Raw genomic sequence first — 16,083 nt, 5'->3', positions numbered from 1 at the left:
AAAAAAAGAAGTGGCGCGCGTGCGTCCACAAACGGCAAGGGCGCAGTTGGAAAAACGGATCGCGGCCGGAGAACAGACGATGAAAAAGGCTTCCGCCTATATCAGCGCGGTCGAAAGCGGGGAGCGATTGCGCACCTTGACGGCCAACGTCGACCGGGCGCTGCGGACGGGGGATGTGGATGTCGTGTATGATTCCTATGCCCCGTTGCAATACCAAATTCGCAAAACGGCGATTCTCATTGGCCGCGTTCCGGGAGTGTCGCTTCGCGAAAAGATGGAAGGATGGTTTCAACGCCCGGCTTTGGCTGTCAAGCAGCGCGCGTATTATGCCATCAATATTATGCAAGCCATGGACAAGCTGCTTGATGCGTATGATGAAGGGGATATCGCGCGGGCGGAGCGGTTGCTGTCGCTTTGCGACCGGTGGCTGCCAAACGTGGTGGATGCGGCGACGCGCAAGCAGCTGGCGGTGTANATCGATGATTTTAAAGCGCCGGTTGTCTTAGATGTCGATATCGAATAAACCGGCGCATGTCGGGAGAGGAGAGACGGATATGAATGTGATTCAGCGATGGGCGGCGGCTCTTATGTTGCTTGCGGCTTCATTTTCGGTTTGGAGTCCGCCGGCGGAGGCGGCGACGGCTCCGGCGTCAACGAAGGTGCTCGAAGAAGTGCGGGAAATTGTCCGCCAGTATTATGTGGAACCGGTGAGCGATCAAGTGCTGAAGGCGAGCACCCCGCAAGATATTGTCAAACAGCTTGACCCGTATTCTGCCTATATGACAAAGGAAGAATACGAGGAATTTTTGAAGTGGATCGATATGGAGTCTGTCGGCATCGGCGTGATGATTGAGGAAGATGAGGACGGCGTCCACATCATGTCTGTCTTGGACAATGGGCCAGCCGCCCGCGCCGGACTGCAGCCGGGCGATGTGATTCAGGCTGTTGACGGGCAGCCGGTAACGAATGAGACAATGGAAAAAGTATTGAGCTTGATTGCAGGGGAAGAAGGAACGACGGTGGCCGTAACCGTTTGGCGGCCGTCGACCGAGGAAACCGTCAGCGTCACCATCAAGCGGGAAAAAATCGACTGGCTGAACGTTGAGTTCAAACGGCTGGCAGGGAATATCGGCTATATTCAGCTATATAGTTTTGATGAGACAGCGCCTGGTGAGATCGAACGCGCCATTCGCTCGTTAAGCGGGGTGAAAGGGTGGATTTTTGACCTCCGCGACAATCCGGGGGGATATGTGGAAACGGCGCAGCAAATCGCCGGCTTTTTCCCGAATGTGAAACAGGCGTTTCAGTTGCGCGACCGTTCGAATCACCCAGAAGTGTATGCCGCTGTCAAACAGCCGGTGCAAATGGCGGGTCCGATCCGGCTGCTTGTCAACGCGTCGAGCGCGAGCGCGTCGGAAATGTTGGCGGCGGCGGTGAAGGAGCAAAAGGCGGCCGTTTTGTATGGGCAACGGACGTTTGGCAAAGGATCGATGCAGGAAATGTTTGAGCTGTCGGACGGCAGCATGTTGAAGTTGACCGTCGCCCACTTTTTCTCGCCAAAAGGGACGCCGATTCATCACGTTGGGGTGAAGCCGGATGTGCCGACGGTCGTTGGGAAAGAGCTGTATGCCGCTCACCGCGATTTGCTGATTGGGCAGCTGAAAGGGTATCAGTCGCTCGGCAAGCTGCGCAATGCGCCGGTCGATAAGACGTTTGTCGTCCGTTTCTCTCGTCCGCTCGCCAATACCGCGGTAAGCGGAGTAAAATTGTATCAATTAGGTGGACAGGAAGTAGCGGTGACGGCGCAAATCCGCCGGGGGACGGAGCTTTTGATCAAACCGGCAGCGAAGCTGGCCAAAGGGCAGAGCTATTTGTTGGTCATTCCGCCGGTGTTAAAAAGCAAAGACGGCGTAGCGATGAAAAAAGGCGCTTACATGGAGATTCAAACCGCTGCTTCTACGAAATAAGGCTCTCCCATCGAGATGCGTTGGATAGCCGTCTGCTCTTGATGGTGCAAAGTTCGGCTGCTTCGACTAAGGCGCGGCCGACAGCGGGAGCGCGGTCGTTTTGAACGGAACGATGCAAAGAAAGCTGGCCTCCATCGGTCGTTTGGCGACCATGGGGGCCAGCTTTTTGCAGGTTACTCGTCGCTTGACGGCGTTTCTTGCTTTTCGCTCTGTGCCGGGGAGGATGGGATTGTCACCTTCCAGGACGTCCAATCCGGTTCTGCTTTGTGCAGCAATTCCGGTGGGAAGAGGAACGTCCATGGTTTGCTGGTGTGAGCTTTCACTTCCAGATGGCAGGGAAATAATCCGCGGGCGACGATATCGCCAGCATGATCCCGCACTTCAAGCGGGATTTGTTCAAAATGGATATGTTTGTCGCTGCCGTTGCGAATGAGCAACGTGACGCCTAGTTCACCGGAAGGCAGCTGTTTCGCTTCAATGCCCATGAAGTTCACCTCTCCGGGAGCGGGAGGCGGAACCGAGTCAACGAGGGCTTGCAGCTGTTGGCGCTGCTTGGCCGACAGCGCCTGCTCCCAGCTTTCCTCTAGGTCGAGCCGATGCCGCGGTGTCAGTTCAAAGGCGATCTTCCATCCATCTGCGGGCAACTGATCGACGAGCTTGTCCTCGGCGGCGAACAAAAACCGCCACGGGCGGGCCGTCATCGGCGGCAGTTCGCCGAAAGGGCTCATATCAAACTCTTTGCGGGCGATCGCCGTGCCATCCTCGTCAAGCAGCAACAGGCGGATTCGTTCAAAGCGAACCGGCTTCGGCAGCGTGTTGCGCAAAATGGCGACAGCGACAAACCCATCGTTGTATTCGACCAGCTTGACGCCGGAAATGGAAATTTGGTTTGGCTGAAGCGGCGGCAGCTGTTCGTGGTAAAAGCGATAGACGTACGTTTCTTCCGGAGACAGCTGCCAGTCCNGATGAAACGACAGCGTCGTTTTCGTTCCGACCTCCGGCTGTTTGACATGTTGCGCCGGCAGCTCGGCTTCCGGTTGCGTGCGTTGTTTTCGTCGGAAAATCATAGGGAACCTCCTTTACGAGGCGGCGTGCTGCGCCGCGGTTATGGTTTGTTCGCGGCGGCGGCCGCTTCGTCATCGATGACAAACTGGCTTTTCAAATAGTTCATGGCTGTCGTGCAAATGCCGGCGTCGATCGCTTGCTGCAGCGCGACGAATTCGCGGTAGGCGTCCATTTCAAAGGCGCGGTACGGATCCTCTTGGCCGTAGCTGCGCAAATGAATCCCCTCTTTTAATAAATTCAGTTGATTTAAGTGGCGAATCCAGTGGGCGTCGATTGTTTCGACCATCAAATGCTTAAGCCGCATGGTTTGTTCTTCGTCGCACGGAAGATCGGCGAGCGCCGCTTCAAGCGATTTGTATTCGTCCCAAACAAGCTGGGCGATTTCTTCTTTTTGCTTATGGCGAAGATCATCAATCGGATAGGCAAACCGGAAAAAGGCACGGCGCAGCTCGTTGTGCAGTCCTTCGATGTTCCACTCTTCAAAAAAGACGTTTTCCGGACAATAACGGTCGATCGTTTGCGTGATATGGCGATGGATGTGCCGAAGGAGCTCGGACAGCACCTCTGCTTGCTTCAGCGCCAAGACGCGATCGCGCATATGGTAGATGACTTTGCTTTGTTGGTCGATCACGGTGTCCAATTTCAATAAATGCAATCGCGCCGAATAATGGGCGTTTTCGATCGTTGTTTGCACTTTTTGGACGAACTTGATCGGGTCGGGCGACACGATGCGCCCGGTTTCATCCGTCTCGACTTTGCTTTTCCATTTTTTCAATTCATCTTGATCATACAAGCGGAATAAATCGTCGTCGAGCGAAATGATAAACTGGGAAGACCCCGGATCCCCTTGGCGTCCTGCCCGGCCGCGCAGCTGCATATCAATGCGATGGCTTTCATGGCGCTCTGTGCCAATGATGTGCAGCCCGCCCAGTTCCTTGACGCCTTCCCCAAGCAAAATATCGGTCCCGCGCCCGGCCATATTGGTGGCGATCATCACTTGCCCTTTTTGCCCGGCGGTCGCGATGATGCGCGCCTCTTCTTCCTCCGTTTTGGCATTGAGCAGGTGGTGAGGGATGCCTGCTTTCGAAAACGCTGCTGACAACCGTTCCGACTGAGCGACCGATGTCGTGCCGATGAGAACAGGGCGGCCGATGGCATTCATTTTTTTCACTTCGTCAATAATTTTCCGTACTTTCGCCTCGTACGTCTGGTAGACGAGGTCGTCCCAGTCGGTGCGTCGGGATGGCCGGTTTGTCGGAATCGTAATAACGCGCAGCCGGTACGTTTGCCAAAATTCTTCTTTCGACGGCGTAGCGCTGCCGGTCATCCCGGCCAGCTTCTCATACATGCGAAAATAGTTTTGGATCGTAATCGTTGCTTGGATGTCGTTTTCTTCGGTGATTTCCACACCTTCTTTCGCTTCAATCGCTTGATGCAGGCCGTCGCTGAACGAGCGTCCTTCCATCACCCGGCCGGTGAACGGGTCAACGATCATCACTTTGCCGTTTTTGACGATGTAATCGACATCCCGCCGCATGATAAACCAAGCGCGCAGCGACTGCATCGCATGATGGAGCAGCACGTGATGCTCCCAGTCGTATAGGTTATCGATGCCAAACGCCCGCTCGATTTTTTGCGCCCCTTCTTCGGTGAGGAAAATTTGTTTCGTCTCCGGAGACCGTTCATACTCTTTTCCTTCTTCGAAGGTGCGGACGATGCGTGCCATAATCGGGAACAATTCGGCTCCGATTCCCGATTTATTGGCGATGATGAGCGGGGTGCGCGCTTCGTCGATTAAAATGCTGTCGATTTCATCGATGATGGCGTAATACAGCGGGCGCTGCACTTTATCTTCGAGGCGGTACACCATGTTGTCGCGCAAATAATCAAAGCCGAACTCGGTGCCGGTGCCGTACGTGATGTCGGCCGCGTACGCTTCTTTTTTCTCGCTGGCCGTCATTTGCGACACATTCAGGCCGACGGTTAAGCCGAGAAAGCGGAACACACGGCCCATTTGTTCGCAGTCCCGGCGCGCCAAATATTCGTTGGCCGTAATAATGTGGACGCCTTTTCCAAGGAGGGCGTGCAAGTAGCTTGGCAAAGTGGCCGCCAACGTCTTTCCTTCCCCGGTCTGCATTTCGGCGATGTTTCCTTCATGCATCGCCAATCCGCCCATCAGTTGCACGTCGTAATGGCGCAGACCGAGCACGCGCCGCGCCGCCTCCCGGACGACGGCAAACGCCTCGGTTTTTATGTCATCGAGCGTCTCACCGCGTTCGAGCCGTTCTTTGAAGACAACCGTTTTTTGGCGCAGTTGTTCATCGCTCAGCGAAGAAATGGTTGGTTCCCATTCATTGATTTGCGCCGCCAGCTTGGCAAGACGCTGCACTTCTCGCGCGCTTTCGTCAAATAGTTGCTTTACTTTTGCAAACATATGTCCATTCCTCTCCTAGACAGGCGTGATTCACATCAAGTGCTCTAAAACCTAATTATAGCACAAGATGTTTCCTGTGGAGGGAGGATGTAAAATGTGGAATCGTTCGCCGGATTGGCGCTCGAGCTTCTCGCGGCAAGGGAAAAAGAAATTTTCCATCCTTGGGGACAAAAAAGGGGTGTAAAAAAAGATTGATTTACTCATCGTATATGGTAACATAAAGATGATGTGTGTTTCCGCGATTTTATAAGGCCAAGGTGATTGCACATGAATATGGAAGCATTTGCCGCATGTTTGGCTTCGTTTATTACAGTATTGGTCATCACCCCGTTCGTGATCAAGCTCGCCATCAAAATTGGGGCGGTCGATCGGCCGAACGGGAGAAAAGTGCATACAAAAGTCATGCCAAGGCTTGGCGGATTGGCCATTTTTATCGGTGTCGCCGTCGGCTATTTTGTCGGCGGGGTGTATAAAGAGCAAGTGACGGGGATGACGGTCGGCGCCATCATCATCGTGCTCGTCGGGATGCTCGACGATTTGTACGAGCTGTCGCCAAAAGTGAAGCTGGCCGGCCAGCTGCTGGCGGCGTTCGTCGTTGTCGCTTCCGGGCTGAAGGTCGATCTTTTGACTGTCCCGTTTGTCGGCACGTTTGAGTTGGGGCTGTGGAGCTACCCGATCACCATATTTTGGATTATCGCGATTACGAACGCCATCAACTTGATCGACGGGTTGGACGGATTGTCCGCAGGCATTTCCGCCATTGGAATTGCGGCCATTGCCGTCATGGCGGGCATGGCGGGCAAAATGCTCATTTTCACGCTCTGCTTGATCATCTTGGGCAGCGTCATCGCTTTCTTGTTTTACAACTTCCACCCGGCGAAAATTTTCATGGGGGATACCGGCGCGTTGTTTTTAGGTTATGCCATTTCCGTCCTGTCGGTGCTAGGGCTTTACAAAAGCGTGACGCTCTTCAGCTTCGTCGTTCCGGTGATCATTTTGGGCGTGCCGATTTTCGATACGACATTTGCCATTATTCGCCGCATTGTGAATAAAAGGCCGATCTCGGCGCCGGATAAGTCGCATCTTCATCATCGACTGCTGGCTCTCGGCTTTTCGCATCGCAACACGGTCTTGCTCATTTATGCGTTTGGCCTGATGTTTGCCATCAGCGCGATTTTGTTCTCCGCCTCGACGTTATGGCAGTCCATTCTCATCGTCTTTGCCTTGATCGTCTTCGGGGAACTGCTTGCTGAACTGATCGGCTTGGTCAATGATCAGTACAAGCCGTTTATGACCTTTATTCGCAAGCTGCTTCGGGGAAGCCGAAAAGTATACGGAAATGACCGATAAATAGCAAATGGGCCGTTTGTGTCATGAAAGGGACAAACGGCTTTTTTCAGGAATTACCCTTCTTTGGAAAATTATACCCTTCTTTTTCGTTGTTTATGCAGCTTCTGCCGTTCCTTCGCTGATTTTTTTTGCGGCAAGGCCAAGATTGCCACAAAACTGTCATTATATATTGACGCAAATGTGATAAACTAAACATGTTTATTCTATATATTTTTTGGATTTGGAGGAACTTGCGATGAACGTGCCAATGTTGGATTTAAGCGAACAGTATGAACAATTGAAGCCGGAGATCATGCGCGTATTGGATGAAGTGATGCGCTCCTCTCGCTTTATTTTAGGAGATTATGTCAAAAAGCTAGAAGCAGATATTGCTGCCTACAGCCGGGCGAAACACNGAATCGGCTGCGGCAACGGAAGCGATGCGATACATATTGCTTTGCAAGCGGCCGGCGTCGGGCCGGGCGATGAAGTCATCACAACGGCGTTCACCTTTTTCGCGACGGCAGGATCGATTGCGCGGGCCGGCGCCAAACCGGTGTTTGTCGATATCGATCCGGTGACGTTCAACATCGATCCGGCGCAAATTGAAGCGGCGGTGACGGAGAAAACGAAAGCCATCATCCCGGTGCATTTGTACGGGCAAATGGCGGATATGGAGGCGATCGCCGCGATTGCCAAGCGGCATGGATTGGTTGTCATCGAGGACGCCGCCCAGGCGATCGGCGCGAAATACAACGGGAAATGCGTCGGCGAGCTTGGGACGGCGGCGACGTACAGTTTCTTCCCGACGAAAAACTTGGGCGCCTACGGGGATGGCGGCATGATCATTACGAACGATGACGAACTGGCGGAAAAATGCCGGGTCATCCGCGTTCATGGCAGCAAGCCGAAATATTACCATCATGTACTTGGCTACAACAGCCGCCTTGATGAGATGCAAGCGGCGATTTTAAGCGTCAAATTCCCGCATCTGGATCGGTGGACGGAACAGCGGCGCAAGCATGCGGCGACGTATACGCGCCTGCTCGAGGAGGCGGTCGGCGACCTTGTTGTGACGCCGAAAGAAGTCGATGGGCGCTATCATGTGTTCCATCAATACACGATTCGAGCGCCGAAGCGAGACGAGCTGCAAGCGTTTTTGAAAGAACAAGGGATCGCGACGATGGTGTACTATCCGCTGCCGCTGCATTTGCAACCGGTGTTTGCTTCGCTCGGGTATAAGGAAGGGCAGTTGCCGGAGGCGGAAAAAGCGGCGAAAGAAGCGCTGTCGCTGCCGATGTTCCCAGAGCTGAAAGAGGAGCAGCAACAGTACGTCGTGGAGAAAATTGCGGAATTTTACCGTCATTCCGCTTGATCGTCCAACCGGCCAAAGGAGACGTCACTTGCGCACAGCAATGGCGTTTTCTTTGGCGTTGGATCATTTGTTTTGTTCACAACACTTTGTTATTTTATGATAAGGGATGGTGGCCGGATTGACGGCGGAAAAACGACCGTTTGTGCTATACGAATATTTGCGCTTTTTTTGGCAGCGAAAATGGTGGTTTCTTCTCGTTCCGCTTGCAACGATCGTTTTGACCGTCATCGCAGGGCGGTTTTTGCTGCAGGGGGAGAAGTATACGGGGAAAGCTGTCGTGTTTACCGGATCGATTGACGTAAAAGAGTTGACGGATCCGAAAAATATAGAAGCGAAGTTTCCTGAGGTGAAAAACTTGGATGTCGTCGTTCCTGAGGAACAGTACGTGCAAATCACTGTCAAAGGCGACGATGAACAAGACGTGAGTCGAGAATTGAAGCTTGTTGTGTCGGAATACAGTCAGGAGCTCAAGCGCCATTCGCAAGAGCGGATTGATGTCACCACGAAATACTTGCATGCGCTGGAAGAACGGGAGCGCGCATTGCAGCAAAAAGTCGATTATTATAGCGAACAAATACAGTCGGGCCGCTTGAATCCAGAACAGCTCAATGACATCAGCGACTTGTTGGTCGAGTCGGAAAACAACTTGACCGAAGTGATGGAGCGCGTCAATCGCATCCGCGGCAATCTTGTCTTTTACGAAAAACCGGCCGTGTTGTCGGAAACGGTGGCGAAATCGAAAACGTATACGGGGCAGCTGATGGCCGTCGGCCTTGTCCTCGGCCTGTTTTTGACGGTCGTTTGGCTCGTGCTTTGGAAGTATATATTGGACGCGAGGAGGTACTATTCTTCATGATCCGTTTTGCCATTGTCGGCATGGGGCATATCGCCAAAAAACATATCGATGCCATTGAAAAGGCGGACGGCGCCGAGCTGGCGGCAGTGTGCGACACGAATCCGGAACGTTTGCGCGACGTGTCGGACGTTCCTGTTTACACTGATATGGAGACGATGTTGAAGGAGAACGAACAGATCGATGTCGTCAACATTTGTGTTCCGTCTGGATTGCACGCGCGGCTGGCCAAGCTGGCGGCCCGCTATCGCCGTCATATCATTGTGGAAAAGCCGATGGCGCTCCGTGTGAGCGACGCCGAAGAGATGATCCGCGCGGTGAAAGAATACGACGTGAAGCTCGCGGTCGTTCATCCGAACCGCTTTCGTCCGGCTATTCGGAAGCTGAAAGAGGCGATGGAGCGCGGGATGTTCGGAAAACTGAGCCATGCGAACGCCACGGTGCGCTGGAATCGAAATCAAGCCTATTATGACCAGGCGGCGTGGCGGGGGACGAAAGAGTTTGACGGCGGCGTCCTGATGAATCAAGCCATTCACAATTTGGATTTGCTGCTTTGGCTGATGGGGCCGGTCAAGGCGGTGCAAGCGATGGCGGCGACCCGTCTGCGCAAGATTGAGACGGAAGATGTCGCGGCGGCGGTCGTCGAGTTTGAAAGCGGGGCGCTTGGCGTCATTGAGGCAGCGACGACGATTTATCCGCAAAACTTGGAGGAATCGATCGCCATTTTCGGCGAAACGGCATCAGTGAAAATCGGCGGCCGGACGGCCAACTTTATCGAAACGTGGGAAGCGGAAGGCGTCAGCGAGGAAGAACGGGCAAAGCTCATCGATGAGATCAACGCCGACCCGTTTGGCAAGCCGGGGCACCAATGGATCATTGAAGATATGGTGCAAGCGATTCGCGAAAACCGCGAGCCGATCGTCACTGGTTGGGACGGATTGGCTCCTGTTCGGCTGATCGAAGCGATTTTGCGTTCGGCGGAAACGGGGACAAGAGTGCAACTATCTGAGTAGAAAGGAATGAGAGGAATGAACTACGCGGAACGGCTGTTGCAAAAGTTTGAGAAACGCGACGCGGTCATCGGCGTGGTCGGGCTTGGCTACGTCGGGCTGCCGCTGGCAGTCGAAAAAGCAAAAGCAGGGTTTCATGTCATTGGCTTTGACATCCAACAAAGCCGCGTCGATCAAGTGAACAATGGGATCAACTACATCGGCGATGTCGTCGATGAAGATTTGCATGAGATGGTCAAACAAGGGCGGCTTGTGGCGACGACCGATTACGCCCGGATCGCGGAAGTCGATGCCGTGGCGATCGCGGTGCCGACCCCGCTCGATGCGCATCACCAGCCGGATACGTCCTACGTTGAAAACTCGGCAAACGAAGTCGCCAAATACGCCCATGAAGGGATGCTTGTCGTTTTGGAATCGACCACCTATCCAGGCACGACGGAAGAAATCGTGAAACCGGCGCTGGAGAAAAAGGGGCTCGTCGTCGGGGAAACGGTGTTCGTTGCCTATTCGCCGGAGCGGGTTGACCCGGGCAACAAGCAGTTTAAGACGAAAAATACGCCGAAAGTCGTCGGCGGCGTGACAAAGACGTGCACGAAAGTGGCAGCGGCCATGTATCGAGCCGTGCTTGAAGGCGATGTGCACGAAGTGTCGAGTCCGGCGGTGGCGGAAATGGAGAAAATTTTTGAAAACACGTTTCGCCATATCAACATTGCGTTAGCGAACGAAATGGCCATTTTGTGCGAACGGATGGGCATTGATGTCTGGGAAGTCATCGATGCAGCGAAAACGAAGCCGTACGGATTTATGGCGTTTTATCCGGGGCCGGGGCTTGGCGGCCATTGCATTCCAATCGACCCGTTTTATTTGACATGGAAGGCGCGCGAATACAACTACCATACGCGCTTGATCGAGCTGGCCGGAGAAATCAACAACGCAATGCCGGAATATGTCGTCAACCGCGCGATGCTCATTTTGAACGAAGAAGGGAAGGCGCTGCGCGGTTCGAAAGTGACGGTGCTCGGCGTCGCCTACAAAAAAGACATTGATGATGTGCGCGAATCGCCAGTGTTGAAAATCGTCGAGCTGCTCGAGCAATACGGAGCGGAATTTGCGGTCGTCGACCCGTATGTTCCGTCGTTCCGGGCGTGCAACCGGGTGATTGAGACGGTCGAGCTGACGCCGGAACTGCTTGCACAGTCAGATCTTGTCTTGATTACGACGGATCATTCCAACATCGACTATGAAATGGTCGCTCGTCACAGCCGGGTCGTGTTTGACACACGCAATGCTATGAAAGATGTGTCGAAACCGGCAAAATACGTCAAATTGTAAGCGAAGGAGACGAAACCATGAACGTTGTCGATCCCTCTGTTGTTTGCGGTGAACGTGTCGAAATGGGCCATTTCACTGTCATCGAGGCGAATGTAAAAATCGGAAACGACGTTAAAATCGGACATCGCGTCACGATTCACGAAGGAACCGTCATCGGCGACGGCGTGACGATCGCCGACGGAGCGGTGCTCGGCAAACCGCCGAAGCCGGCGAAAACGAGCACCGTCAAGCTGTCGGGCGAGCTGCCGCCGCTTGTCATCGGCGACCATTGCACGATCGGCGCCAACGCCGTCATCTATCGAGGCGCGACGATCGGCGCCTACACATTGATCGCTGATTTGGCGAGCGTGCGCGAAAACGTGCACATCGGCCAATATGTGATCGTCGGGCGCGGGGTGTGCGTCGAAAACCACGTCCAAATCGGCGATCGGACGAAAATCCAGTCAAACTCCTACATCACGGCCTACACGACGCTCGAAGACCATGTGTTCATCGCCCCGTGCGTCACGACGACCAATGACAACTACATGGGGCGGACGGAAGAACGGTTCGCCAAAATCAAAGGGGCGACCGTCAAGCGCGGGGCGCGCGTCGGAGGCGGAGCGATTTTGCTGCCGGGCGTGACGGTGGCGGAAGAGACGTTTGTCGCCGCTGGGGCGCTCGTCACAAAAGATACGGAACCGAGGACGGTCGTGAAAGGATTCCCGGCGCGCTTCAGCAAAATGGTCGACGAGCGGGAGTTGTTATAAATTGTTCTCGGCATTCAAGCGTTTAGGAGCGGATTCGCTCCTTTACGCGTTTATGAACGTCGGCACGAAGCTGATTGCCTTTTTGATGCTGCCGATTTATACAAGCTATTTGTCAAAGGCGCAGTACGGGGCGGTCTACTTGATCGACCAATGGACGTCGATGCTGACATTTCTCGTCATTTTCGGTACGGATTCGGCGCTCTCTTTTTACTATTACGACACGGACGACAAAGAGAAGCGCCTTTTGTATGTGCGCAACGTCATGTACTTCCGGCTGTTTGTCGTCGCCATCTTATTTTTGGCTGTCGTTTTGGCCGGTCCGTGGATCGCAGGCGCGCTGTTTCAAGAACCTCGCTATGTCGATTTGCTGTACATCAGTATCGCGACGTTGCTGCTCGATACGATTTTCGTCATGGCGACGACGGTGCTGCGGTTTGAATTTCAGACGAAAAAAGTCGTGATTTGGACGCTCGTGAAAATGCTGCTTGTCTCTGTGCTGTCGTATGCGGCGCTCCGGTGGTTCGCGGCGACGCCGGAAGGGCTGCTCATCGGCCGGCTCGTGAGCAGCGCGCTCGTGTTTTTGTTGATGCTGCATTTGACCGTAAAGTATATGGTGTGGCGCGTGCGCTTTGACGTGTTAAAGGAGCTGCTTGCCTACGCCGCCCCGCTCGTGCCGACTTCGCTCGCCTTTTGGGTGATCGCCAACGTCAGCACGTTTTTCATCCAACGGTTTGCGTCGTTGGAGGAAGTCGGGGTGTTTGGGGTTGCCTTGCGTCTCGCGACCGTGATCACGCTCATCACGAGCGGCGTGCAGATGGCGTGGCGTCCGTATTCGATGTCGATGAAAGACCGGCCGGAAAGCCGTGCGCTGTTTGCGAAAGTGTATATGGCGCTTTTGCTCATTGGAGCGTTTGGGCTGCTTTTGATCGCCACGGCGAGCCCGTGGCTTGTGGAAACCTTTTTCAAACCGGAATATCGCGATGCAGCGTCCTATATCCCGTTTTTATCGGCCGTCACGTTTTTGAACTTTTATTATCTGATTGTTTCCACCGGCTTGTTTTTGACAAAGGAAACCGGCTATATTTCACGGGTGTTCACGCTAGCGGCGCTTCTTCATCTTGCGTTGAACGCCGTTTTGGTGCCGCTTTGGCTCAGCTGGGGGGCGGTCGCGGCCAGCCTCATTACGTATATTGTCGCTGTGGCTTTCATTTTTCGCAAAAGCCAGCAAGTGTATCCTGTGCCAGTGTCATGGAAAAAGATGGCTTTGGTTTTGGTCGGCACATTGCTCGCCCTCATCGTCATCGTCTACGTTCAGCAGGCGCCGCTTGCTGACGGCTGGGTGCTCGCTGGTTGGGGCTTGTTTGCCGCCACGCTCTTTGCCAGCCGGGTTGATCGTGATTTGCGCCGTCCGGTGCGCACGATCGAGGATGAAAATGCGCAAAATACTTGATAACCGCTCATCTGATCTAGGAGGTGTTTCGGATGAAAATCGCCACCGTGTTAGGCGCCAGACCGCAGTTTATCAAGGCTGCCCCCGTCTCGCGCGTCTTGCGAAAACAATATACCGAAGTGCTGATCCATACCGGGCAACACTATGACCCGAATATGTCGGCCATTTTTTTTGAGGAGTTGAATATTCCGACGCCTGACTACTATCTTGGGGTGGGTTCAGGCAGCCATGGAAAGCAAACGGGCGAAATGCTGATGAAAATTGAAGAAATTGTCATGCAAGAAAAACCGGATTATGTGCTCGTCTATGGCGATACGAACTCGACGCTCGCCGGCGCGTTGGTCGCTTCGAAGTTGCACATTCCGGTCATCCACGTCGAAGCCGGGCTGCGCAGCTTCAACAAGCAGATGCCGGAAGAAATCAACCGCATCATGACCGATCATGTCTCCGAGCTCTTATTTTGTCCAACGGAGACGGCCGTGGAAAATTTACGAAAAGAAAATATTACGCGAAACGTCTGGAATGTCGGCGACGTCATGTATGACGCCATTTTGTACAACAAGGAGCTCGCACAGCGCCAATCGACGATTTTGGCTGATTTGTCGCTGGCGGAACAATCCTACTACTTGATTACCATTCACCGAGCGGAAAATACCGATGACCCCGACAAATTGAAAGCCATTTTGGCTGCTTTTGCGGACATCGACGGGACGAAAGTGTGGCCGATTCATCCGCGGACGCGGCATAAGCTTGAAGAGTACGGCTTGGACGCTTCGGCGATTCCAGGGCTTCGGCTGATCGATCCGGTCGGTTATTTGGACATGCTTCGGCTAGAGAGCGGCGCGAAAAAAATCATCACCGATTCAGGCGGCGTGCAAAAGGAGGCGTATTTCTTGCGCGTGCCTTGCGTGACGGTGCGCGAACAAACCGAATGGGTGGAAACGCTCAAAGGCGGGGCGAACATCTTAACCGGCACGGACCGCGAGAAGATCGTCGCGGCGGTCCACAAGGAAGTCGCCCCTGTTTATGCGGACGTCTTTGGCGATGGGCATGCGGCGGAGAAAATCGTGGCGGCGATCGGACAGCGATAAGGGTGCGTCGGCATGTTGGACGTGTTGATCTGGTTGATTGTTCTTGTCGCCTCCACCTTGATGTTTCGCTATGCAGCGGGGACGCTTTCATGGACGGCGCCGAATCTCGTGTCGATTGTGTACTATTACTCGTTCCTTCTGTCGAGCTTCATCGGCGCGCTGCTGATCGCATTGGGAATGGATGATTACTACATGATTCGCAAGTTGTTTCGGCCCGAGGAATACCGGCAGATCGGGTTTTTCGTCGTCAGCTTCGTTATGATCGTGTTCCCGCTGTCGATGGTGGTCGTTTCAAGGCTGTGCGGATTTGAAGCCAGGCAGGAGTTTCGCGCCTATTTGCAAAAGCCGCTTTCCCCGTTGGCCGGAGCGACGGGCAGCCAAGTGTTTTATGCGTTTTTGGCGCTGTCGCTGCTCAGTTTTGCCGCCATTGCGTATATGATTTGGAAAACGCCGACGATTCCGGTGTTTGCGCTCTTGACAGGGACGGATGAGAGCTTGGCTGCGTTGCGCATTGAGGCGTCGCGCCATTTTGCCGGAAACGTGCTCGTTCGCAATATTTTTGCCATTACGCTCACGCCGCTTTTGTCGTTTATCGCTTATTTGTTTGCCGAGCTGACGCACGAGTGGCGGTGGAAGCAGCTGTTTATCTGTCTGTTTGTCGGGGCGGTGTTCGTCAATGTGTATGATTTGGCCAAATCGCCGATTTTCTTTTATGTGATGATGTTTTTCCTCATTCGCATTTACATTGGAAAAACAAGGCTGTCGGCGGTGAAACTGGCGCTGTATGGGGGAGTGGGGGCGGCGGTGCTCGTCGGCATGTACATCGTCATTCAAGGGGTGCAAGATGCCACGACCTTTTTGTCTTACAACAAGGGCCCGATCGGCCGCATGATTTTGGCGCAAATCGCGCCGACGTTTCTTCATTTGAATTTGTTCGGCGAAGCGCTGCCATTTCTTTATGGAAAAAGCTTGCCCTCGATTTTAACAGGGTTGTTTGACGTCGAGAACGTCCGCTCCGCCCGCCTCGTGATGGCGCACGTGTTCCCGGAGCGGATCGAGGATGGAACGGGAGGGGTGCTCAATACGCTCTTTGTCGCTGAGGCGTATGCGAACTTTGGCTACGTTGGAATCGTCATCGGCACGCTGTATGTCGCTGTCGTGACGCAGCTGTTGTACATTGGGTTTCTACGGCTGCCAAAAAATCCTTTGTTTTTAAGTTTGTTCGTTTATTTTTCCATTAACATCCCCCGCACGCTCGTCGGTGGGTTCACCGATTTTTTGTTCAATCCGACCTGGGTGCTGCTCGTGGCGTTGTTTGGCGGAATGGCGTTATGGCTGCGGGTGCAGGGGGATTTACGGGCATGGTTTGCAACGAAAAGGCGAATCACTGATGAGGGATGAATGATGAAAACCGTATTGATTTATTAC

At 53.8% G+C, this 16,083-nt stretch carries 11 protein-coding genes and 4 pseudogenes; 12 read left to right on the top strand and 3 right to left on the bottom strand.

The annotated features are described in order from the left end of the window. Nucleotides 1-10 precede the first annotated feature (10 nt). Together VU18_RS13860 and VU18_RS13855 are read left to right on the top strand one after the other, a co-directional pair. Nucleotides 11-474, top strand: a pseudogene (locus VU18_RS13860) (hypothetical protein); the annotation flags it as partial. Nucleotides 475-554: 80 nt separating this feature from the next. Next, a complete protein-coding gene (locus VU18_RS13855; RefSeq protein WP_047758305.1) occupies nucleotides 555-1,967 on the top strand; it encodes a S41 family peptidase in 1,413 nt (470 codons plus the stop codon). 173 nt (nucleotides 1,968-2,140) lie between these two features. Here VU18_RS13855 and VU18_RS13850 read toward each other — a convergent pair. The 3 genes and pseudogenes from VU18_RS13850 to secA2 form a co-directional block, all read right to left on the bottom strand. After that, nucleotides 2,141-2,930 (bottom strand): annotated as a pseudogene (locus tag VU18_RS13850) (accessory Sec system S-layer assembly protein); the annotation flags it as partial. A 1-nt stretch (nucleotide 2,931) separates the two neighbouring features. Further along, nucleotides 2,932-3,034, bottom strand: a pseudogene (locus VU18_RS20580) (accessory Sec system S-layer assembly protein); the annotation flags it as partial. 38 nt (nucleotides 3,035-3,072) lie between these two features. Further along, a complete protein-coding gene (gene secA2 / locus VU18_RS13845; protein WP_047758303.1) occupies nucleotides 3,073-5,466 on the bottom strand; it encodes an accessory Sec system translocase SecA2 in 2,394 nt (797 codons plus the stop codon). A 267-nt stretch (nucleotides 5,467-5,733) separates the two neighbouring features. Between secA2 and VU18_RS13840 the strand changes: the two genes are divergently transcribed. The 10 genes and pseudogenes from VU18_RS13840 to VU18_RS13800 all read left to right on the top strand — a co-directional run bounded on the left by VU18_RS13840 (nucleotide 5,734) and on the right by VU18_RS13800 (nucleotide 16,056). Beyond that, the gene (locus tag VU18_RS13840) at nucleotides 5,734-6,816 is read left to right on the top strand and encodes a glycosyltransferase family 4 protein (protein WP_020278877.1); all 1,083 of its coding nucleotides are present in this window, start codon (nucleotides 5,734-5,736) and stop codon (nucleotides 6,814-6,816) included. 235 nt (nucleotides 6,817-7,051) lie between these two features. Then, a pseudogene (locus tag VU18_RS20575) lies at nucleotides 7,052-7,210 on the top strand (DegT/DnrJ/EryC1/StrS family aminotransferase); the annotation flags it as partial. Nucleotide 7,211: 1 nt separating this feature from the next. Further along, nucleotides 7,212-8,170 (top strand): DegT/DnrJ/EryC1/StrS aminotransferase family protein (locus VU18_RS13835; RefSeq protein ID WP_236687411.1); only part of this gene is annotated, 959 nt, incomplete at its 5' end. 106 nt (nucleotides 8,171-8,276) lie between these two features. Beyond that, nucleotides 8,277-9,026, top strand: a complete 750-nt coding sequence (locus tag VU18_RS13830) for a lipopolysaccharide biosynthesis protein (RefSeq protein ID WP_020278879.1) — start codon at nucleotides 8,277-8,279, stop codon at nucleotides 9,024-9,026. Continuing rightward, the gene (locus VU18_RS13825) at nucleotides 9,023-10,036 is read left to right on the top strand and encodes a Gfo/Idh/MocA family protein (protein ID WP_021321962.1); all 1,014 of its coding nucleotides are present in this window, start codon (nucleotides 9,023-9,025) and stop codon (nucleotides 10,034-10,036) included. Before VU18_RS13830 ends, VU18_RS13825 begins: the two co-directional genes overlap by 4 nt. A gap of 15 nt (nucleotides 10,037-10,051) precedes the next feature. After that, nucleotides 10,052-11,365 carry a nucleotide sugar dehydrogenase gene (locus VU18_RS13820; protein WP_020278880.1) on the top strand — a complete coding sequence of 438 codons (1,314 nt, stop codon included), beginning with the start codon at nucleotides 10,052-10,054 and terminating at the stop codon, nucleotides 11,363-11,365. Nucleotides 11,366-11,382: 17 nt separating this feature from the next. Then, on the top strand, nucleotides 11,383-12,114 hold the full coding sequence (locus VU18_RS13815; RefSeq protein WP_011232634.1) for an N-acetyltransferase: 732 nt from the start codon (nucleotides 11,383-11,385) through the stop codon (nucleotides 12,112-12,114). A gap of 1 nt (nucleotide 12,115) precedes the next feature. Next, nucleotides 12,116-13,564: a lipopolysaccharide biosynthesis protein gene (locus tag VU18_RS13810; RefSeq protein ID WP_021321963.1), complete on the top strand. Its 1,449-nt coding sequence runs from the start codon at nucleotides 12,116-12,118 to the stop codon at nucleotides 13,562-13,564. A 32-nt stretch (nucleotides 13,565-13,596) separates the two neighbouring features. Beyond that, nucleotides 13,597-14,655: a non-hydrolyzing UDP-N-acetylglucosamine 2-epimerase gene (gene wecB / locus VU18_RS13805; RefSeq protein ID WP_011232632.1), complete on the top strand. Its 1,059-nt coding sequence runs from the start codon at nucleotides 13,597-13,599 to the stop codon at nucleotides 14,653-14,655. Between the two features lie 12 nt (nucleotides 14,656-14,667). After that, on the top strand, nucleotides 14,668-16,056 hold the full coding sequence (locus VU18_RS13800) for an O-antigen polymerase (protein ID WP_047758301.1): 1,389 nt from the start codon (nucleotides 14,668-14,670) through the stop codon (nucleotides 16,054-16,056). Nucleotides 16,057-16,083: the final 27 nt, after the last annotated feature.

The sequence above is a fragment of the Geobacillus sp. ZGt-1 genome (genome assembly GCF_001026865.1).
GTDB classification, from domain to species: Bacteria; Bacillota; Bacilli; order Bacillales; family Anoxybacillaceae; genus Geobacillus; species Geobacillus thermoleovorans.
Note: the sequence above shows the minus strand (reverse complement) of the source record. Positions and strands in the feature narration are given on the sequence as shown.